General features: G+C 37.8%; 15 protein-coding genes. 13 read left to right on the top strand and 2 right to left on the bottom strand.

Features of this window, described 5'->3' with window-relative positions; all coding sequences use genetic code 11:
* Nucleotides 1-16: 16 nt before the first annotated feature.
* Complete coding sequence (locus EGN73_RS03995; protein WP_219287187.1) at nt 17-2,446, bottom strand: TonB-dependent receptor; 2,430 nt, start codon at nt 2,444-2,446, stop codon at nt 17-19.
* Nucleotides 2,447-2,948: 502 nt separating this feature from the next.
* On the opposite strand from EGN73_RS03995, the gene EGN73_RS03990 reads away from it, so the two are divergent.
* The 4 genes from EGN73_RS03990 to EGN73_RS03975 all read left to right on the top strand — a co-directional run bounded on the left by EGN73_RS03990 (nt 2,949) and on the right by EGN73_RS03975 (nt 8,937).
* The gene (locus tag EGN73_RS03990; RefSeq protein ID WP_219287186.1) at nt 2,949-5,324 is read left to right on the top strand and encodes a TonB-dependent receptor; all 2,376 of its coding nucleotides are present in this window, start codon (nt 2,949-2,951) and stop codon (nt 5,322-5,324) included.
* Between the two features lie 36 nt (nt 5,325-5,360).
* Entirely contained in the window at nt 5,361-6,602 is a 1,242-nt protein-coding gene (locus EGN73_RS03985) for a DUF4374 domain-containing protein (RefSeq protein WP_219287185.1), read from the top strand.
* 830 nt (nt 6,603-7,432) lie between these two features.
* Nucleotides 7,433-7,756 (top strand): hypothetical protein, encoded by a 324-nt coding sequence (locus EGN73_RS03980; protein ID WP_219287184.1) that lies wholly within the window; start codon nt 7,433-7,435, stop codon nt 7,754-7,756.
* A gap of 17 nt (nt 7,757-7,773) precedes the next feature.
* Nucleotides 7,774-8,937 carry a 6-bladed beta-propeller gene (locus EGN73_RS03975; RefSeq protein WP_219287183.1) on the top strand — a complete coding sequence of 388 codons (1,164 nt, stop codon included), beginning with the start codon at nt 7,774-7,776 and terminating at the stop codon, nt 8,935-8,937.
* Nucleotides 8,938-9,197: 260 nt separating this feature from the next.
* On the opposite strand, the gene EGN73_RS03970 is transcribed toward EGN73_RS03975, so the two are convergent.
* Complete coding sequence (locus EGN73_RS03970) at nt 9,198-9,374, bottom strand: hypothetical protein (RefSeq protein ID WP_219287182.1); 177 nt, start codon at nt 9,372-9,374, stop codon at nt 9,198-9,200.
* A gap of 369 nt (nt 9,375-9,743) precedes the next feature.
* Here EGN73_RS03970 and EGN73_RS03965 point away from each other — a divergent pair, with 369 nt between their 5' ends.
* The 9 genes from EGN73_RS03965 to EGN73_RS03925 all read left to right on the top strand — a co-directional run bounded on the left by EGN73_RS03965 (nt 9,744) and on the right by EGN73_RS03925 (nt 20,937).
* Nucleotides 9,744-11,009 carry a 6-bladed beta-propeller gene (locus tag EGN73_RS03965; protein ID WP_219287181.1) on the top strand — a complete coding sequence of 422 codons (1,266 nt, stop codon included), beginning with the start codon at nt 9,744-9,746 and terminating at the stop codon, nt 11,007-11,009.
* 1,248 nt (nt 11,010-12,257) lie between these two features.
* Nucleotides 12,258-13,307, top strand: a complete 1,050-nt coding sequence (locus EGN73_RS03960; protein WP_219287180.1) for a BF3164 family lipoprotein — start codon at nt 12,258-12,260, stop codon at nt 13,305-13,307.
* Between the two features lie 265 nt (nt 13,308-13,572).
* Nucleotides 13,573-15,360, top strand: a complete 1,788-nt coding sequence (locus EGN73_RS03955; protein ID WP_219287179.1) for an O-antigen ligase family protein — start codon at nt 13,573-13,575, stop codon at nt 15,358-15,360.
* A gap of 56 nt (nt 15,361-15,416) precedes the next feature.
* Complete coding sequence (locus tag EGN73_RS03950) at nt 15,417-15,770, top strand: hypothetical protein (protein WP_219287178.1); 354 nt, start codon at nt 15,417-15,419, stop codon at nt 15,768-15,770.
* 562 nt (nt 15,771-16,332) lie between these two features.
* Nucleotides 16,333-16,569 (top strand): HTH domain-containing protein, encoded by a 237-nt coding sequence (locus EGN73_RS03945; RefSeq protein WP_219287177.1) that lies wholly within the window; start codon nt 16,333-16,335, stop codon nt 16,567-16,569.
* 1,009 nt (nt 16,570-17,578) lie between these two features.
* Complete coding sequence (locus tag EGN73_RS03940) at nt 17,579-17,851, top strand: hypothetical protein (protein ID WP_219287176.1); 273 nt, start codon at nt 17,579-17,581, stop codon at nt 17,849-17,851.
* An 82-nt stretch (nt 17,852-17,933) separates the two neighbouring features.
* Nucleotides 17,934-19,136, top strand: a complete 1,203-nt coding sequence (locus tag EGN73_RS03935; RefSeq protein ID WP_219287175.1) for a 6-bladed beta-propeller — start codon at nt 17,934-17,936, stop codon at nt 19,134-19,136.
* Between the two features lies 1 nt (nt 19,137).
* A complete protein-coding gene (locus tag EGN73_RS03930; protein ID WP_219287174.1) occupies nt 19,138-19,500 on the top strand; it encodes a hypothetical protein in 363 nt (120 codons plus the stop codon).
* Nucleotides 19,501-19,716: 216 nt separating this feature from the next.
* Nucleotides 19,717-20,937, top strand: a complete 1,221-nt coding sequence (locus tag EGN73_RS03925) for a 6-bladed beta-propeller (protein WP_219287173.1) — start codon at nt 19,717-19,719, stop codon at nt 20,935-20,937.
* The last annotated feature ends 174 nt before the right edge of the window (nt 20,938-21,111 follow it).

Below are 21,111 nucleotides of genomic sequence, written 5' to 3'. Positions count from 1 at the left end.
AAGCCTCCTTCTTATGTTAAAATTTCATTGCCAAGGTTGCCAATAGCCTTCTTGGCATCTGAGGTTCAACTGTTGTCCATCCTCCCCAATACTCCTGATTGGTCAAGTTGTCCACTTTCAGTCCAAGCCTATAAGCATGGCTGTCATAGAAGAGCGTCGCTCCCAAAACTTTGTAGGCAGGCAGGGCAAATGTTCCTGTGGCACTGGAATTGGTGATCAGGTTTTCGGAGGCGAAATTGGCTCCCGTACCCAGACCAAATCCTTTCAATTTGCTATGATCAAACCTATAGCTGATCCAAAAATTGGCTAGATGTTCCGGCCCGGCAGCTACTGGTCTTCTGCCATTGATATTTTCCGCAGTCCTGTCATTTTTACTTTGATTATATCCATATCCAGCTATGATGTTGAGTCCGGAAATAGGGTTTGCAATTAGCTCTGCTTCTATTCCTTTACTGGAAATGTTACCATCCTGCACCGTGAAACCAACCCTGTCTGGGTCAGGTCGGGTTACATTTTTCACATAGATATCATAGTAGCTGATATTCCCTGTGACCCTTCCGTCAAACAGCTCTGTCTTCAAACCGACTTCCCATTGATTGGCATGCTGGGGATCGAAGACATCAATAGTACCATCAGGTTGGGTTGTCGGTGCCACATTCTGGAATCCGTTCATATAGTTTCCAAATAGAGAGGCTTTCTTATTCAATATCTGATAAACAGCTCCCAATTTTGGAGAGAGGGCTGTTTGGTTATATGCTCCGGATGTGATGTCAGTAATTTGATTGTAAGTGCCTTCGCTGACAAACCTATCGATGCGCAAACTGAACATGGTCATCAAACGCTCAGTAATGTTGAGGACATCTGAAAAATAGGCACTGTAGGTATATATATTGGTTTCATTCTTCGCAGGATTTGGATTTTGGGCAAGGCGTGCGTCTACTGCAGTACGGGTAAGTTGTGTGTATCTTGGATCTATCCTGGCGGTACTGACCGTATCGAAGAGAATGTAGGCGGAATTGTTGTTGAATGTCTGGTTGTGGAAAATATCTATACCGGCAACCAGTCTGTTTCTCATACCGGAAATCTTGAAGTCACCTATAAAATTCTGCTGTATATCGGTTACGATATTGGTAGAATTTTGTAGGCTTATATACCTGTTCAGAAGAGAATCTCCCGGTTGGATAAACATGACATATTGGTAATAGCCATTTGCTTGGCGAACACTTCTGGATACATTGGTCTGGGATAGCCACTTATTTGAGATTTTGTAATTGGCCTGCCCATAAATGTTTACAGTTGGGGTTTTGATGGTGATGTCATCACTGGTAAATGAACGGTTATAGCCAACTCCCAGATCTTTTGGAGTCCGCACCAGCAGCTCCCTGCTTCGGTTGAGGAACAACATTAAAGGGTTGGTACTTTCCGAATCAAAAATCTCAGTGTTGATATTGAAGGACAAACGGTCATTGACCTGGTAGGAAAGGGAAGGAGCCACAAAGAAGCTTTTTCTGAATCCTGCATCCTGAAAACTCTTTTCCTGATGGTAGGCGGTATTGACTCTGAAGTGTGCTTTTCCTTTTTGATCAATAGGGGTGTTTACATCTGCTGTGATCCTGCTTAAACCATAAGAGCCAGTAGTAATGGAAGCTTCTCCGCCAAAATCTTCAAATGGTTTTTTGGTGACCACATTGATCAGGCCACCAAAGGATACAAGGCTTCCGCCAAACAGTGTTCCCGAAGGTCCTTTGATGGTTTCTATTGCCTCTAAATTGGCAGGATCCGGGCTCCCGTTTGAAATTCCTGCGATTCCGTTCATCAGACGGGGCTGTACACTGAAACCCCTCATGGAGTAATATCCTGCACCATCACCCCCTCTGCCTGTAGAGCTCCATAGCTTGTGAACTCCAGGAGCATTCTTAAGCGCATCATCAAAACCAACAATAAGCTGATCCTTCATCAGTTCTTTGGTCACCACATTATAGACTTGTGGATTTTCCAGATTGTCAAGGGGCATTCGGGCAGCGTATTCAGACTCTTTGCCATCAAATGGATTGATTCGATTATCTGACACAGTGAACTCGAGCAGGTTGTCTTCATTGTTTATTAAAACAACTTCTGAAATCGTTAAAATTTGCTGCTCATATAACTGTATGTCAATCTCTTGGGTAATGTACCCTACGTGGGAAAAAACCAGCCGATAAGATCCTTTTTTTAGGTTAGAGATTTGGAAAAAACCATCGGTATCTGTCACTGTCCCTTGTGGGGTGTCTTTCACAAGGACGCTTACATAACTGAGGGCCTCCCCATTTTCGTTTTTTACCTTACCCTTTACAGCCGATTGATTTTGTGCAAATAATGCGTTTTGAACCAATGACAATGTCAGCATCAGAAAAGCAAATGTTAGTAAGCTTTTAAAATTACGGTAAATAAGTATAGTTGCTTTCATATTATTTGGATTAAATCTAAATTAATACAAAAGTAGGAGGATTGAACAGAGTATCATAGGTTATTTAGAATTATTTTAAATAATATTTTTCTATGAGATTCTGAATTCTATTAATAAAATGCGATACAGATAATCTGAATCGGTTATTAGAATTTTCTCGTACAGTGAGTTTAATAGTCTTTACCGGACTGAAAACTGAATCAAATTCAAAATAATTGGGGTTTTGAAGGCTTATTTAACTTTTTGTTGACTGATTCTCTAAAAAGTATTCTAATGGAATTTTAATTTGATATAGATAGATATTGATATGCTTTGTTATTTTCTATTGAAAAAATCAATCTGTTTTTTTTACAAAATTTGATTGAAGAAAATATTAATCACATAGATTTGCTCTTAATTAAAATCAATCTAAATAAAAATAAGTGAATAGAATAAAAAAGGTCTCGTAGCGCCAACTACAAGACCTTGGTATTTACTTCCTAAACGTCACATTTAACAAGCCATGCAAATTAAGAAATTATGCATAGCCCTGGCAATCTACAGCCTAAATATTTTGGCAGGCCAGGCGCAGAGTACAGTAATACTGGAAGGTAGGATTCTGGATTCCAAGTCCTATCCTATGGAGGGGGTGGGGATTTATGTTAAGGAATTGGGTACAGGGGTTTTAAGTAATCAAGAGGGTTTATTTTCCCTGGTATTACCGGAAGATCTGATTTATTCCTTAAAAATCTCCCATTTAGGATACCGATCACAAGAGTTAAGTATATCCACGGGTACTGGTTTTTCACCCTTTTTGGAAGTAGTGCTTGAGGAATCCGAAATGAGCCTTCAGGAAGTAGTGGTCAATGGTAAAAACCAGGTCAGAGAACTCAGGGAGACTGCTTTTCCTGTGGATGTTGTTGATGGAAAGAGTTTGCACCATACTACCTTGGATTTGGCCCATGCCCTGGACCGTGTCTCTGGTGTGAGGATCAGGGAAAATGGAGGTGTAGGATCAGGGATGAACCTATCCCTCAATGGTTTCTCAGGGAGGCAGGTGAAAGTTTTTATGGATGGTATCCCCATGGACAATATGGGTTCTTCTTTTCAGCTGAACAACATCCCTGTCAATCTGGCCAAACACATTGAGATTTATAAAGGGGTGGTGCCTGTTGGATTGGGGGCTGATGCGCTCGGTGGAGCGATTAATATCGTTACCCAGACCTATGAAAAGAGTCATTTGGATATTTCTTATTCCTTCGGATCCTTCAATACCCATAGAACTGCTGTGAATGCTGTTCATGTTGGCAAAGGTGGGTTTGTGGCTCAGGTCAATGCTTTTCAAAACTATTCCGATAACAACTACTGGGTAAATGTAGATGTAGCAGACATCAATACAGGTCAGTATTTTCCTGACCAATGGGTAAAGAGATTCCATGATACTTATCATAATGAGACCCTAATTGCCCAAGTGGGCTGGGTCAACAAGCCATTTGCAGATAAGCTGCTTTTCGGAGCAACTTTAGGCAAAAACTACGCTGAAATCCAGACCGGAGCCAGAATGGTGACTGTGTTTGGTTCTTGGCACAGAAGGGGTACGATTGTCATGCCAACACTGCGGTATGAAAAGAAAGGCCTGTTCTCTTCCAGGCTTGACTTGAGCTTCAATGCCAATTATAACTTGGGCTCAGAGCAGAATATTGACACATTGAACAGAAGGTATAACTGGTTTGGACAATACAAAACCTATGATGGTCCCGGAGGGGAAAGGTCAAGGACATTGTACAAATTCCGAAACAACAATGGTCTGACAAATACCACACTTCACTATCATCTGGACGAAAAACAAAGCCTTACCTTCAACCATGTCTTCAATACCTTCAATAGAGAAGGGAGTGACGAACTGTTTCCCGATGATGCAAGGTATGATCAGCCCCGGACCAATACAAAAAATATCATGGGCCTCGGCTATCAGCTTAGAGACCATGAAAAATGGGGAGCTTCGGTATTTTTAAAGTCCTATAATCAAGGGACCCACTACACCCAGTCCTATAACCCCTCGGGACAATGGGGAGATGTTGCCTATCTGGATATGGATAATTCATTCAGCAAATTGGGGTATGGAGCAGCGCTCACACATTTTCTCAAAGAAAGACTGCAGATCAAAGGGAGCTTTGAAAGGAGTTACCGCTTGCCGGAAACCGAAGAGTTGTTCGGGGATTTGATCAACCTTTCTGCCAATATAGACCTCAGGCCGGAAAGCAGTTACAACTACAATTTGGGGCTCAACTACTGGTCTGACAGCAAGCAAAGCAAAAGGTTAAACCTTTCAGGGAATTTTTTCTATAGGGATTCAAGGGATTTTATCCGTGCCAGATTGAACAACAACCAGGTGATGCAGGTCATGGAAAACTTGGGAAATGTACTCACCAAAGGTGTGGAAGCAGATCTCAGGTTGTTCTTGAAAGATCAATGGCAGGCTGGTCTGACCATGACTTATCAGGATTTACGGAACAACACCAAGTATGAGGGAGGGCAGCAAACCGTCAGTATCCTCTACAAAGATAGAATACCCAATATGCCATATTTATTCGGCAATGTGGATGCTTCCTATGGCCTGGACAACGTGAAGCTTCAGGGTGACCGATGGAATATCGGTGTCAACTTACTCTATGTACATGAATTCTACCTGTACTGGCCCAGCCTGGGAAGTGATAAATTGACTGTGCCAAAACAGATTTCCATTGAAATGGAAAGTTCCTACACATTTGGGAAAAGAAGCCGGTATCAGTTTACCATAGAGTGCCGCAACCTGATGGACAGCCTGCTTTACGACAATTTTAGCCTTCAAAAACCCGGAAGAAATTTTACAGGAAAAGTAAGGTACTTCTTCCTGTGATCAGCAATCAATTACCAATTATTTAAATACTGAATTATGAAAACAAAAATCAAATTTTCCGCCTGGGCAATGTGTGCCATCTTGCCTGTAATTTACTCCTGTGAAAGCAATGAGGCTCCGGGGCCTGAAAATCCTTCCAATGGCCTTGATTATCGCTATGTAGTAACGTCTACACCAATAGCTTCGGATGGAGTGGCAGATTACCTGCTTACAGTAGATGACCTTACAGATGGGACAGTAAGTACCCAGGGTAATGGAATTGAGCAGGACGGTACCTACAGGTACTATGTGTCGCACCAAAATAAATTCTTTTCCCTGCTGTACGGGCAGGGGAATCCAGGGGCTGTTACTACCTACACCTTGGATGCTACAGGAAATCTGCAGAAGCTCTCGGATTTTCAGGCAGAGACGGTTCAGGCTTTTGCTATAGTCAAAGATGATCTGCTGATGGTCAGGATTCCCAGAAACATCGATACCCCGATGGCATCTTGGTATAGGATGGACACAGAGCTGCTTCAGATTGTGGATGAAGGGCAGATCGATTTGAAAGCATTGAAATCAGATGATGAGATGGGCTTCTTTACCTGGGTTACACAAGTTGGAAATAAAGTTTATGCACCTTTTATGAGTGCGAAGGGATGCTGTGGTGATGCATTCGGGACAAATGACCCGGACAGGGCTTGGATAGCCATATATTCCTATCCATCCATGGAACTTGAAAAAATCATCACCGATGATAGGATCAGTTCTATAGGAAGGTATTTCATGGAAGGATTGGCAGTAGTGGAAAGTGGTGATGTTTATGCCTTCTCCCCGGCCAATACTTCAAGCAATAGTGAGTTGAATTCAACCAAACCTTCTGCAATTGTAAGGATAAGGGCAGGTCAGGAGGAATTTGATCAGGACTTTTTTATGGATGTGGAAGAGCTTACCGGTGGGTATTACCTACATTCTTGGATATACATTGGAAGTGGCAAATTTGTCCTGACCCTGGGGAAACCAAAAGCCACTTGGGGTCCGGGTGAGTATTTCGCAATAGCGGATGTGAATGCCAAAAGCATACAGTGGGTTACTGGCGTTCCAAGTGCTGATGAGATAACGAGTGTCACCACCAATAATTATTCACCAAAGGATGGTAAATCAGCTTATATCGGAATTACTACTACAGAAGGCAGTCACGTTTACCACATCGATGCTGAAAACAACACAGCCATTAAAGGTTTGGAGGTGCAGGGAGGGACAATCACTGCGATCAGAAGGTTGGAAAAGAGTAATTGATATCATACAAGTTGTAAATAGTTAGGGCTTTCTGAAAAAGTCTCAGGTATGCCGGATTCAAAGAGGGCGAATGAAGATGTATGCTTATATTTCGAATGAACCCAATGAAGAACCTGTCAAGTCGCCAGGCAGGGATGGTATGCCTGAGACTAGCCTTAAAATTTCGGATTTTGAAATTTTAGGGAGTACGAAAATCAAGCTAGATCATTGAATAAGCGTGCACCTGCTTAAAAAGGGAATACTTGTCAAACGGGATATTCATCAAAATTTAAAGAATTTATTCTTCAGTTGGCGTTTTTCAGCACGCCCTAAAGAGAGTGGGAGATTTCATAATGACGCAAAGTGCCAAAATCTTGTTCCAAAGTTGACTCTCCACCCAAAAGTCCCAGTATCCCCGGCTTTGATGTAGCTTAGCTGTAGCTTTGAGGTAATGGGCAGGGATTGAGTACAATTTGAGCTAACAACCCAGTTTCAATTTAGAAAAATTTGGGTAGAAATTAAGCATTGATCATAGCTGCATATGGCTTTGCATCCATGGTTGATGACATTAAGTGATTTAATAAGGCATAATACTTTATCAAGTATTTTGTTGTAAATCCAACAAACCTATGTGCTTTACTGCGGATACGCATATTTTAAGGTGAAAATTTCTATTCCATCCTTTATTTTCTGAGATATAAATCTTTCTCAATAGATCTCAATTCTTACTTTAAATACCAAAGTACCAGTGAGATTGCACACAAGCAAAATAAACGACTCACTGAAGTTTTTTTGCAGTGCCCGAATATATTTTTGTTCCAACATTTATTGATAACAAAGCTAACAGTAGCATGAAAAACTATCTAAAAGCAAGCAATTGGCTACGCTTGGTGAAAGCTAGTGTATTTGCTGTGATGCTGTTACTGAACATCATGGTCAGTTTGGAGTTCGACACGGACAAAGTCTTTCCATCCATTACGCTGATTGAATTGGGGAATAAGGCGATGGCTCAAGGGGAGACAGGTGGAGGAAACCAAAATTTCTATAGAGAAACCGATTATTGTCAAAACTATTATCAGAATTGTATTTTCACAGTAACTAAATGCAGATACACCGGTGGATTTTCTTGTGAAACCTGGATGCAGACACCATGTAGCCTAGCCTGTGGTTATTGATCAAAAAAAAATATGTAATGTGTCTGTTAAAAAAGTATAGGGTTAATCTGATGTTTTTCCTTTTTGTTGCATGTAATTATGATAATAAAATTGATGTTGAACAAGAGGCAGAAGTTGAAGTGTTGGATTTAACCAAACAGAATAATGTTGTGTTGATCAGCGACATTTTTGATTCAATCTCGTACTTGCCTGTCCGGCTTCCGCAAGGTTATGGAATCGGTCAATTTGACAAGGTTGAAATATCGGATGGTCAAATATTTGTTGGAGATTTTTATCAGTCCAATCAGGTTTTGATTTTGGATTCGTTGGGGAACTGTCTTGGAAGTGTCAATGCTCTGGGTGAAGGTCCGGGAGAGTATTTGCAATTGACTGATTTTAGCATAGACCGGAAAGATGAAAATATAACCATACTAGCCCCCAACAAAATATTAAAATTTGATTTTCTTGGGAATTTTATCAGCGAATCAGAAATTCCAGTTACAGGTGCATATAAGTTCATTTCAGCTTCAGAAGGCGAATATGTTTTTTATTTGCCTAGCAATATGGCAGAAGAGTTGGTAGAAAATAGAATTGCTGATGGCATTTTGTATAAATCGGATATGAAGGGATCTGTACCAATTTTAAGTCAAAGAATGAAGTCAAAAAATATCCCTTTTTTTGCTGAGAGGAACATTCTGAGCTTGTTTGGGAATGAACTTGTGTTTTCAAACCATTTTTCGGATACAATTTATTTGTTTGAAGATTTCACATTAAGAAAAAAAATTGTGTTGGAGTTTGGAAACAGAAAATTTCCACTTAAAGATTTTAGCGAAAAAGGTCCAGATTTGCTAAATGATAGGAATTATTTGGAAAACTATAATTACCATGCGCCGAATCTGTTTTACGATGGGGAATTCCTTATCTCAAGATATATTGATCGTGGATGGGTGAATTTACTTTTGAATGTAAAGACCAATAAAACAGTTACAGTGGCAGAATTTGAAAATGATCTTGATGGAGGTCTAAATTATATGAATATCAAGTATTTGAATGACAATCAAGTCTACTGCTTCCACTTCCCGGAAGAATTTAGAGAACTTCAAAATGATAAACTGGACGAGCACGCGGTATTTGATGGAGGACTATCCAGATTATCAAAGGAAGAAATGTCGTTCGTTATTGTCAAATACCATTTGAAGTGATGACAGCATCAACATTTTCTTCTTGGGTTAATTGACAAGTTCACGGGGTATTGTAGGTATAGTTGTCGATATGATGCCTATCGTATATCAAACTGCAGGCGAAAAATCAAAAAATGACTCACTGAAGTTTTTTTGCAGTGGCCGAATATATTTTTGTTCCAACATTTATTTATAATAAAACTAACAATAACATGAAAAACTATCTAAAAACAAGCAAGAGGCTATGCTGGGTAGCCGGAGCTTTTGGATTGTCTCTATAGCTATCGGAAGGTATTAAACATCATGGTCAGTTTGGAATTTGACAAGGACAAAATCCTTCCGTCACTTACTTTGATCGAGTTGGGAAATAAGGCTATGGCCCAGAGTGAAAGTGGAAACTGTGCTAGTTGGGAAACAGCCAATTCCACCCCTGTTGAGAAGAGTAAATTATGTGCCATAAATGACCCGATGCCAAGGATCGTTAGAGTTTATTGGTGGACTTGCCAACCGTTATCAGGATCTTGTTGCCCTCCCGCAACCAATGAACCTTCATGTAATTGATCCAACTTAAATGGTCTATCTATAAGTTGGTTGTTTTATAAATCGGTCCGATGGTTCCTTTTTGTTAAATTAGGGCTAGCTGAAAAATCCGGATTTTGAAATTTTCAGATGCATAGAAAATGACCTGTTACATCTCAATAGTTTGCACCAATTGAAAAACCTTTCGCACAAATAAACGGGTTAACCATTCAAGCTGACCCGTTTCCGCTATAATTGGCGTTTTTCAGCAGGCCCTAAATTAGACTATGACTTACATAAATATATCCATGCGGAATCAAGATAGATTCTCCAACGAAAACAACACTAACTTTGAGCCCTACTCCAAACCGCTTAAAAATAGGAATTACAGCCTAGATAGTATTTGCTGGCCACTTTATCCATTTACTTTATGGATGATTATAATCTTAAGTAGCTGTAGTAATAGAAAATCAGACTTGCAATTCCAGGATGTATATACACTGGATAAAGAAGTTATTGACATCTCTGCTAGCGAAATCTTTGAGTCGTTCCAAATTATCCCGCTGGAGACTAAAGAAATTATCGGGGAAATCAATAATTTGATAGTGACAGAAAATCACTTGGTGATCCTGGATAATGCAAAAACTAAATCCATTTTTTTGCATGCCATTGATGGGAGTCAACTTGGTGTCATACATCCCCTTGGGGAAGGTCCAGGAGAGTATTTGTTCCCGGCTTCCATAGCGTATTCAGAGCAGGAAGAATCCATACTGGTCTATTGTTCGTTGTTGGGAAAAATAATCAACTACGATTTAAATGGGGAGTTCCTGGGAGAATATTTCCTGTCGGGAGAGAGTGTTTCAGATTTGATCGTATTCAAAGGCAATCTTTATATGACTTTAAAGGATGGTGAGGGAAGAAATATTTTAGGAATTCTAAATTATAAAGATGGAAGAGAAATGGAAAAAATCCCGTTACCCAACAATGGGTTCAAGGTTTCGGGGATTAAGCCGCAATACATTTATAAATCACACAATGAAGAAAGTTTTTACTTTAAGGATATATATAGCAATTCGCTTTCGGAAGTAAATATGACAGGGGAAATAATCGGACAAAAGACTTTCGATCTAAATAAGGATTATATTACGGATTGGAAGGGCAGGTCTTTGCGTTTTGATGAGATTATCCCTGAAATTCAGGCTAGGGGTTATATCGTTATCACAGATGAATTCATAGACTCGGAGGGATATTTTTTGATCAATACTGAAGAGGGAAAGGGAAGTGGGGGGATGTTATTGGTCGACAAAGAAACCTATTCGGCTAAACCAGTCCGTAACATAATCAATGACATGGATGGACTATACTCCTATACTTCCATTTTAGGGAACAGCACCAATCCAGGTTATTTTATTGTTTCAATGGAACCGTCAATAATAAACTTAAGATTGGACCAAATGGAAGTAGGGTTATCGCCTTATCTTCAAAAGTTACGATCTGCCGGGCTCCAAAATGATGATAATCCTGTTCTCATTATCTATAAAATGAAAACGTCAATTGAAAGTTTGGAAAAATAAATTTCTAATTGCTATGTCTTTTTTCATCATATTAGGGGTAGGAAGCAGTTCGATACCTAAGAATGGGAATTATGGTTGAAATTGAAACTGCAAAAAAGATTATAGGTACCGTTAAGATAGTGGTTGTTATATCTTTAACATTTCTCATGATAAGTTGTAGTGTGAGGTCTTCGGACACTCAGCATGCACTGGAACTTGCAGGTGATTACCTATACAAGGTAGGGTAATTTAAATTAGGAAAATCCAAATCCAGAAATTTTAAAAAGAATATCAACTCAGATATAGAATTTCGGATAATCCTCTTCCAATGTTAACTCCCCACCCAAAAGTCCCAGTATTCCCTGCTTTGATGTAGCTTAGCTTTAGCTTTGAGGTAAGGGGCAGGGATTGAGTACAATTTGAGCTAACAACCCAGTCTCAATTTATAAAAATTGTAGTTGAACAACTTAGAAAAATTTGGGTAGAGATTAAGAATTCTCAATAACCATATTTGACCCAATTTTTCACCCATGGTGTAAGACATTCAGTGATTTAATAAGGCATAATACTTTGTCAAGAATTTTGTTGCAAATCCAACAAACCTATGTGCATAACTGCGGATACGCATATTTAAAGGTGAAAATTTATATTTTATCCTTTATTTTCTGTGATATAAATTTTTCTCTATTAATCTCAATTTTTGCTTTAAAATTAGTATGCCTAGTGCCAACCGGATTGCACTCAATCAAAAAAATGACCCACTGAAGTTTTTTTGCAGTGGCCGAACATATATTTGTTTTATCATTTATTTATAACAAAACTAACAATAAAATGAAAAACTAACTAAAAACAGGCAAGTGGCTACGCTGGGTAGCTGCCGGAGCATTTGGATTCATGCTGGTATTGAACGTGATGGTGAGTTTGGAATTCGACAAGGTCAAAATCCTTCCGTCTATTACGCTGATTGAATTGGGGAATAAGGCGATGGCCCAGGGAGAGAATAGTCATGGAGGAGCTTGTTGTCATTGGTTATATTCGCCCTGCCAACATCCCATCGGGATGGTTTTTGCAGATTCAAGATGGTTTGGGGGCCACTCAACTTGTGACACAGTTCATCCCTAATCATAACTGATTTCAATTTCTGCCAAAGACATGTGCCAAAGAATCTGGAGATTAACAAATCTCCAGATTCTTTCCAACTCAATTTTATTTATATAATCCAAAATATAATAAACAAATTATATCTATTACTTCCCAACTGATACATCCATGAAATATATATGTATACCGTTATTAATAATACTTTTCAGCTGTAGCTTAAAGGTAAACAGTGATGATTTTATAATCACTTTTAATGAGGAAGATATTCCGGAACCTATTAAACTGAAAGGTACCAAATATAAATACGAGCAATTGCTGAACCCAAGGCACATTTTTTTTGAGGGCGAATTTTTGATTGTTGGCGAGAAAGGTAACGATACTTTGTTGCATGCTATAAAAAGTTCAAGCAATAAGTACTATAAAAGAATCGGAGTGAACGGAGTTGGGCCGGGAGAAATTACAATGGTTCATAGATTCTTACATGATGATGAGTCAGGTGCATTTTGGGCATATGATGTCGAGACAAAGAGACTGGCCAGATATAATGTTTTTGATGATTCACCCCTTTCCAATGAAATAATTAGTCAGCGTGATGATTTTTTTCTTGCCGTAGAGCTGGCATGGTCATCTGACACCACCGTCATGACTGTAAGGACGGATTTAGACGAAAAGTTTGTGGAATTTAATATTCTAAACAATGAAGTTACCAATACCTATGGTACATGGAAGGAAATGTACGATAAGAATGACGTACCTGTAAGTATTATTTCATCGATTCATAATGGGGTTTTGACTTCGAATCCAACCAAAGACAAATTTATTAAAGTAGGTGTTCAAAGAGACTATATAGAGATACTTGACAAAAAATCAGGGAAGATAATTTCGATAAGAGGACCAGAGCAGTTTATGCCTGATTTTAAAATTGACTATTCTGCTGGATACCCTATGCCTCAGACCTCAAACGACAATCCCTTCTTTTATACTTCTGTTTCAGCGGAATCCAATAATTTCTATGTTTTGTATTCCGGAAAAACTATGCGCCAAATTATGCAAGGAAATTCTTATGAAAGTGTATTGGTTTTTGACTATGAAGGAAACTTAATAAGTGCATATGACCTTGATTTTACTCTACTTTCATTTACCGTGGATGAAGAGAATAGAATTTTTTATGGTATTACCTACGATTCAGAGCCAAATGTTGTGGCATACAGGTTCTAGGCAAAGAGATTTGTATCCATCCGACTAGAAGAAAATTTGACCCAAGAACAACTTAGAAAAATTTGGGTAGGAATTAAGCATTGATAGTAGCAGCCTGCGGCTTTTCTTACATAGTTTATGAAATTATGTGATTTAAAAAGGCTTAATAATTCTAAAGAAAAGTTTGTGCAATAAATCTAATTAGGCATTGCAAAAAGCAATAATTCATACTATCAGTAAAGTTGTTTTTAAAGCAATCTTAGTTTTTGCTTTAATTTTGCTTCCTATGGTAAGGGTAGAAAGAATGGTTCTTACTCCTTTTATGCAGTTGGGGCAAAGTTTTTTTCTTTTGGCATTGATGGGGACATGTTGGGTTTTTGCTCTTTTTTTATTTAGAAAAAATCGAGTCGGGATCATTGGTTTCAATATTTTGGATTGCTTCCTGTTTTTAATCATTGTCTGGACTATCATCAATGCCTTTTTCCTTCAGGAAACCGCCAGCCAATCCTATCGTCTGTTCGACCTGATTGGTTTGGTGATGTTTTATCTGGCAGTCAGGATATTCTTCAAAAAAGAAAATCACTTTCTGTTGTTGGTTTTGCTGATAATTGGCGCAATGATACAGTTGGTTTATGGGCAACTGCAACTGTATGGGGTTTACCCCTCCCTGCATTCGGGTTTTCCACTGACAGGTAGTTTTTTTAACCCGGGGCCTTATTCGGGCTATCTGGCAGCGGTGTTTCCTGCTGCGTTGGGCATATACCTGTTTGTTGAAAAGTTATTATTACTGGATGAATACAAACAATTGCAAAGTATTCTCAAATACTTTGCCTTAGCAACCTGTGGAGGAATATTGCTTGTATTGCCTGCTGCCCAATCCCGTGCGGCCTGGTTGGCCGTGTTGATTTCGGCTGTTTTTTTACTGTATCATCGCTATCATTGGGGAAATTACCTGATGGGGTTCATCGATCGTCCAGTCAAAAAATACATAGTTGCTTTTCTCTTGGCGATAGTTTTGATAGGACTATTGGGTAGTATGTATCTATTGAAGAAGGACTCGGCTGATGGCAGGGTGTTGATCTGGAAGGCTTCTTGGGAGATGATCAAAGAGAATCCATGGGCTGGTTTGGGTTTTGACCGCTTCAAGGCGGGCTACATGGAAGCACAGGCAGCCTACTTCCAGGCAAATCCCAAAGACCCTTCCATTTATCTGGCCGATGATGTGGTGTATACATTCAATGAAGGATTGCAACTTTTGGCCGAGCAGGGGATTATAGGCCTGTTGTTGGTTTTCCTGCTGATACTTTTTTTGTTCCGGATTGGTAAAGGTAAGCCATGCGCATCTTTGAGGATCTCGCAGGCAGGAATCATTTCCATAATGGTATTCGGAATGTTTTCCTACCCTTCCCACATCCTTCCCATCAAGCTCAGCGCCGTGTTTTATTTTGCGATAGCTGCAGGGGAGTCCGACTTAATTTATACCCGGAGAATAAAACGTCCCAATCCCTTAATTGCATGGGGATTAAGTTTGTTCCTGCTTTCCCTGACTGCTTTTGCTGGAGTGAAATTGAAGGGATTATATCAGGCTTCTAAGGATTGGAAAGAGGCATTGAGGCTATACAATGGAGGTACTAATGGGACGGTAATCGAAAAATATCAGAATGCATATCCTTACTTTGATAAGGAAGGGGATTTTCTTACCAATTACGGCAAAGCACTTTCAGTACAGGGAGGTCACAAGGAGGCTGTAATCACATTGGAACGTGCCAAATACTATGCAGGAAATACCATCATCCAGAGGACTTTGGGTGACAGTTACAGGGCTTTAGGGTTGTACAAAGAGGCTGAAGAGGCTTACAAGCTGGCTGTAGATATGCTTCCTGACCGATTTTATGCACGCTATCTATTGGCTAAATTATATGACGAGACAGGGGAAGATGATAAATTGATTCCTATAGCCCGATATTTAGTAGAAAAAGAACCTAAGGTACCGTCCAATGCAGTAAGTGAAATCAAGATGGAAATGGAAAAGGTCTTGGAAGATAAGCAGAACAGAACTTTTAATATTTATTGAAACAAAATCATTATAAAAAGTTTTAAAGGTTATTTCAATCAGACTACAATATTGTTTTGGATTTATCGGTAATGTCTTGTGAATCAATTCCTTCAGAAACTAAAATGGCTTTAAAATATGCTGGAAGTAATAAGGACGAGATTGAGAAAATATTTAATTATTATAGGGTAGAAAATCCCGATTCTCTTAAGCTTCTGGCGGCTGATTTTTTAATTTCAAATATGATTTTTCAATATACATTACATGGTCCGGCAATAGATAATCTAAATAAAGACTATGAATTTGTATATGGTGTCCATAGGGATAAACGTGATTCCACATTAATTTTGATATCCAATCAATCACGAAGCGGAGATTTTATAGAAAGAATTTTTACTTTAGACGATAGCTTAAACCAGGTCTGGTGGTGATTTTAGCTATCTAATGACAAGATGGTGATTGCGGGGCATGATGATGTATTTTATTTGTTGAATCCATTTATTGAAGAGTAATTTTTAAATTGTGTAGTATAAACAGGAAATAAGAAATTTTTATAAACTCCTGTAAGTCAGTTATTTCATCTAATCGAACTGTTCATAAACAAAAAAAAAACATATTCTGAATATAAATTTTATAATATCCATCCTTGATTTGTGATTTATTCTTTATTTAAGCGCAAAAAAAGAATATAAGTTTTTCATTTTAAGAAAATTAATCAATAGTATTTTTTCTTTTTTCGGTCTTATGGTTTAAGTTTATAGTTCCCTAAACTTAAATTGCAAGAGATTAGGTGTTGTCTTTGGAGAGATGTTAATGCTTTGGTTTATGAATTTATGAGTCAGGGTGTGGAACTGAAAGTGATCGAAGTTTCACTGCTGGTTTCCTTTCCTTAAGATCAAGATTCCAAACCGTTTCAGCGTTCTCTGATTTTCATCTTTTGTAGGCTTAATAAGTATATCTTAACCATTACTTAACTGTTCAAATTAAAGTATTATGCGTGTAGATTATTTTAAAAAACTTGAGTATCTGGATGAGTTGATTAGGAGAAAAGCTACAGGATCTCCTAAAGCACTGGCAAAAAAATTTGATGTTTCGGAAAGGACGGTTTACGACTATATCAATACACTGAAAGACTTAGGAGCTGAAATTTGTTATTGTCAACAGTCTGAGTCCTATGTTTATGAGAAATTGGGAAGATTTAATTTCAAATTTCGTCTAATTAATTCTTGATTAATATCCGACAAAAATGCCTTTAAATCTGATAATTGAAGGGAAGTAAAGTAGCGAGCTTAGACAACACACCGGGATTTTAAGATGTTTGAAGTTACAGCATTAAAAATGTTATTCTAAATAGCATAAACCATTCAAGTTAAGCGGCATTTTGGTCTATTGGGGGCTGATTACCTTTAACTATTATTTATTCTGTTTTCCAAAGTGATTCCAATTTCCAATAGAAGGAGTTATTCCTTGACCGAAGGTGCAAGACTAGCTTCCAATAGTTATCAAAATCCCTTTCAGTCCAATCAATACCTTTTTAAAAACTATTTTTTGTTTTATTTGAAGTTGGTATTGAACTTATAAAAACACCATTTAAATGTTTACCTACACAGGGTAGGGTAATTTAAATTAGGAAAATCCAAATCCAGAAATTTTAAAAAGAATATCAACTCAGATATAGAATTTCGGATAATCCTCTTCCAATGTTAACTCCCCACCCAAAAGTCCCAGTATTCCCTGCTTTGATGTAGCTTAGCTTTAGCTTTGAGGTAAGGGGCAGGGATTGAGTACAATTTGAGCTAACAACCCAGTCTCAATTTATAAAAATTGTAGTTGAACAACTTAGAAAAATTTGGGTAGAGATTAAGAATTCTCAATAACCATATTTGACCCAATTTTTCACCCATGGTGTAAGACATTCAGTGATTTAATAAGGCATAATACTTTGTCAAGAATTTTGTTGCAAATCCAACAAACCTATGTGCATAACTGCGGATACGCATATTTAAAGGTGAAAATTTATATTTTATCCTTTATTTTCTGTGATATAAATTTTTCTCTATTAATCTCAATTTTTGCTTTAAAATTAGTATGCCTAGTGCCAACCGGATTGCACTCAATCAAAAAAATGACCCACTGAAGTTTTTTTGCAGTGGCCGAATATATTTTTGTTCCAACATTTATTTATAATAAAACTAACAATAAAATGAAAAACTAACTAAAAACAGGCAAGTGGCTACGCTTGGTACCTGCAGGAGCATTCGGTCTGATGCTGGTACTGAACATCATGGTCAGTTTGGAATTCGACAAGGACAAAGTTGTTCCATCTATTACGCTGATTGAACTGGGGAATAAGGCGATGGCTCAGGGGGATAGTGGAGGGGTGGATAATTGCCTGGGAGGTTCTTGTACCTACACCCATTACTTTGCTGAAAAGCGTCAATGGGAATGCTCATCTTGTTGCCCAGCAGGAAAAACACCTCAATGCAATTCAGGGGGTTGTACTTGCTGGTAAGCATCGTAAATCTTTGGGCATTTTTCTCAGGTTTTGGCTGGAGAAAAATGCTTATCCTATTTGGTAGATAAAACTATTCAACATGAAAAAAATGGCATTACTAATTTTTGTTTCTCTATTAATATCTATTGGATGCGAAACTAAACAGAGCGGAGGATTTAAAGTGATTTCCATTAACCCTAATGAAGCAAAGCAAAGTTTTATGTTATCTGAATTAGTTGACTCTATTGATTACATTAAACTTGAAAATAGTGAAGAAAGTATGATGGTGAGGGTTGGAGAAATTATTCTTGGGAATCAATATATTTATGCAGTAGACAATGGTCAGAATGCTTTATTCATTTTTGATAAGCAGGGATCTTTTGTTACAAAACTTGCCAAAAGAGGCGATGGTCCTGATGAATATCGTCAATTGGGACCTGTATTTGTAAGTGAAGATGAGAAAACATTGGAAGTAGTAGATTATTTAGGGGAAAAATCGAGAATTTTAAGGTATTCAAATATTAGTTTTGAGCTTTTGGATGAAAGGAGTCTTCCTTTCCCTTCCGCAAATTCATGGAAAAAAGAAAATGACCTATACTATTTTTCTACCCAACAAAATGAAAACATCGTAAATGGTGAAAGAACAAATGCCGATATTATAATAATGAATGAAATAGGGGACCAAAAATCTCTTTTCTCTAAATCAATAACTACAAATGGAAGTACATTTTCCTTCAACACAGAAAGCTTTATTAAAAACAAAGCAGGAAAAATTTTTGTATCATTAATGTATAAAAACACATTTTTTAATCTACAAGGTATGGAGGCATTTCCTGAATTCTCTGTTGATTTCGGGAAATATGGTATTGATAATTCCATAAAATTAGAGAGTACTGATAAACAAAAGGAATATTTGGAACAAAATACAAGTGGATTGGCATTTTTTCCTGTTCTCAATATTTATGAACAAAACATTGTCTCTTTCACCTATTATTTCATGGATGGATTAAATAGGAAGTTCCACCATTACATTGATTTAAAAGGTTCCAAAAAGATTATTCATACGAATGAAATCATCAATGACATAAATGGATTTCCTTCAAATGTATATATTTGTTCTTTTTCCTACTCGATAAAACATAACCCTGTAGATGGGGACAAATTGATCCACATAATTTTACCGGAGTTAGTGGTTGACCAAGACGAAATTAATACAGATGTTGATGGAGTTGGAATCATAAATGCTGAAGATAACCCGGTTATTATGCTCATGAGATTAAGGGAAGAGTTTCAAATGGATTGATGTGATATTTAAAACAAGCAAGAGGCTACGCTGGGTAGCCGCCGGTGCATTTGGATTGATGTTGGTTTTTAACATCATGGTCAGTTTGGAATTTGACAAGGACAAAATCCTTCCGTCTATTTCTTTGATTGAGTTGGGGAATAGGGCGATGGCTCAAAGTGAAAGCGGAGGGGATAATGATTGCGGTAATTTGATTTTCGGATGTGATTCTCTTTGGCAAAGAGTAATGACCAACGAACCTTGTACTAAAGAAATTTGCGGAGGGTGGGGTGGAAATACAATATGTGATACATTTAATGGTTTTACTGAAAAATGCTTAGATGGGCCAGATTTTGCTTGTGTATCACACAATTGTATAGTCTAGGTGAATTAGATTGACTAGCTGTCTGCTGATGGCTAGTCATTATTTTTCTTTTAATAATTTTATAAAAGACAAATTACACCTGTTTAATTTTCAAAATTAAATTTTAAAAACAAAATGCTGCAACTGGACCATTGCTATACTAAAAAACAACAAAAATACATAAGTCAAAAAAATATTGTTTGGCTCCTGATCCTTGTTTCGTCTTTTAAACTTTGCTTGCTTTCATCTTGTAGGCACAAAGATAAACAGGAGACAATTTATCAATTCAGAAATAAGCTGCTAAGTGAAACAGTAGATCAGGAAGTAAACAGTCTTAAGGTGGATACATCTGTAAAAGCCCATAAAATCACACTCCCCAAAGACTTGGATGCTGTTTTCAAGCTATCTAGTGTCATTGAAGAAGTAAGCTACCTGAAGCTTGGGGAAGTACCAGATGATTTGATGACAGATATGGTCCCTAAGATCAGATCACATGGGGACAAGTATTTTTTGCTGGACGACAAAAAGGGAGGGGTTTATGTGTTTGATGATTCAGGCACGTTTCAATACTCTAAACTGGGTACGGGAGATGGTCCTGCCGAATTCCTAAAGGCAAGTACTTTTGCTTTGGATATTTTTCATGACGAACTGGCAATTTTCGATGACAAATTATCCAAAATATTATATTACTCAATGGATGGAACATTCCTCAGGGAAAAGTTTATAGGTTTTCGATTAGAGGATTTTGACTTTTTGACGGATTCTACCATTGCTGTAACCTTGGGAAAAACCTACAACGACCACCTACCAGAAATAAGAAATAATCAATTGGCTATAGTGGACAGGGAATGGAAAGTAATTGCAACAGGAGGGGCCTATAATGCAGACAAGGAAAGAGGAGTCTATTTCACAGGTCAGACATTAAGAAGGTTTTCTGGTCAGTTGTCTTATTTTCAGCCTTTTACCTCTACCATTTATGAGATTGTTTGTGATTCATTGTTATATCCAAGGTATGAATTGGATTTCGGACAATTGGCATTACCTGAGGATTTGGATTTTTCCATGGGTCTTGACAAATTTTTAAAAAAGTACAAGTCGCCGGAATTTGCATTTATGGTATCTAATGGATTGGAACTTGAAAATACCATTCTATTTAACGTAAATCACAATGGAAGACTATCCTATATTTTTTATGATAAAAATAGTAATGGCACTGTCTATGGCGCTAAGTATATCAATGATATTGGAGCACTCGGCTTCTTTAATCCAACTCACCAAATTGCAGAAAAAGATATCTTGATTTCTGTTATTTCATCTGAGGTTGTAGCCAGTATTGATAAAAGAGATATAAATGAGTTTGATTTGCCAGGAAATTTAATTGAACTTTTTGAAGAAACTGAAGCCTCGGATAATCCGGTTTTGTTGTTTTACAAATTGAAAGCTATTGAAACTTTTTGATTACCAACTTGAAACTCCGAAGATGAATATTGATGCTATTAGGTTAGCAACTGTAATTTCTTTGGCGTTTATTATGATAAGTTGTAGTGTGAGGTCTTCGGACACTCAGCATGCACTGGAACTTGCCGGTGATTACCTAAACAGGATAGGGTAATTTAAATTAGGAAAATCCAA

It is taken from the genome of Arthrospiribacter ruber (assembly GCF_019343195.1).
GTDB classification, from domain to species: Bacteria; Bacteroidota; Bacteroidia; order Cytophagales; family Cyclobacteriaceae; genus Arthrospiribacter; species Arthrospiribacter ruber.
This window is presented reverse-complemented; position numbering and strand designations above follow the sequence as displayed.

What these genes read in the sequence shown, in the direction of transcription:
- EGN73_RS03935 (WP_219287175.1), top strand. Translation starts at nt 17,934, where the DNA reads ATGAAAAAAATGGCATTACTAATTTTTGTTTCTCTATTAATATCTATT.
- EGN73_RS03995 (WP_219287187.1), bottom strand. Translation starts at nt 2,446, where the DNA reads ATGAAAGCAACTATACTTATTTACCGTAATTTTAAAAGCTTACTAACA.
- EGN73_RS03960 (WP_219287180.1), top strand. Translation starts at nt 12,258, where the DNA reads ATGAAATATATATGTATACCGTTATTAATAATACTTTTCAGCTGTAGC.
- EGN73_RS03975 (WP_219287183.1), top strand. Translation starts at nt 7,774, where the DNA reads ATGTGTCTGTTAAAAAAGTATAGGGTTAATCTGATGTTTTTCCTTTTT.
- EGN73_RS03955 (WP_219287179.1), top strand. Translation starts at nt 13,573, where the DNA reads ATGGTAAGGGTAGAAAGAATGGTTCTTACTCCTTTTATGCAGTTGGGG.
- EGN73_RS03990 (WP_219287186.1), top strand. Translation starts at nt 2,949, where the DNA reads ATGCAAATTAAGAAATTATGCATAGCCCTGGCAATCTACAGCCTAAAT.
- EGN73_RS03980 (WP_219287184.1), top strand. Translation starts at nt 7,433, where the DNA reads ATGAAAAACTATCTAAAAGCAAGCAATTGGCTACGCTTGGTGAAAGCT.
- EGN73_RS03985 (WP_219287185.1), top strand. Translation starts at nt 5,361, where the DNA reads ATGAAAACAAAAATCAAATTTTCCGCCTGGGCAATGTGTGCCATCTTG.
- EGN73_RS03965 (WP_219287181.1), top strand. Translation starts at nt 9,744, where the DNA reads ATGCGGAATCAAGATAGATTCTCCAACGAAAACAACACTAACTTTGAG.
- EGN73_RS03945 (WP_219287177.1), top strand. Translation starts at nt 16,333, where the DNA reads ATGCGTGTAGATTATTTTAAAAAACTTGAGTATCTGGATGAGTTGATT.
- EGN73_RS03970 (WP_219287182.1), bottom strand. Translation starts at nt 9,374, where the DNA reads ATGGCACATAATTTACTCTTCTCAACAGGGGTGGAATTGGCTGTTTCC.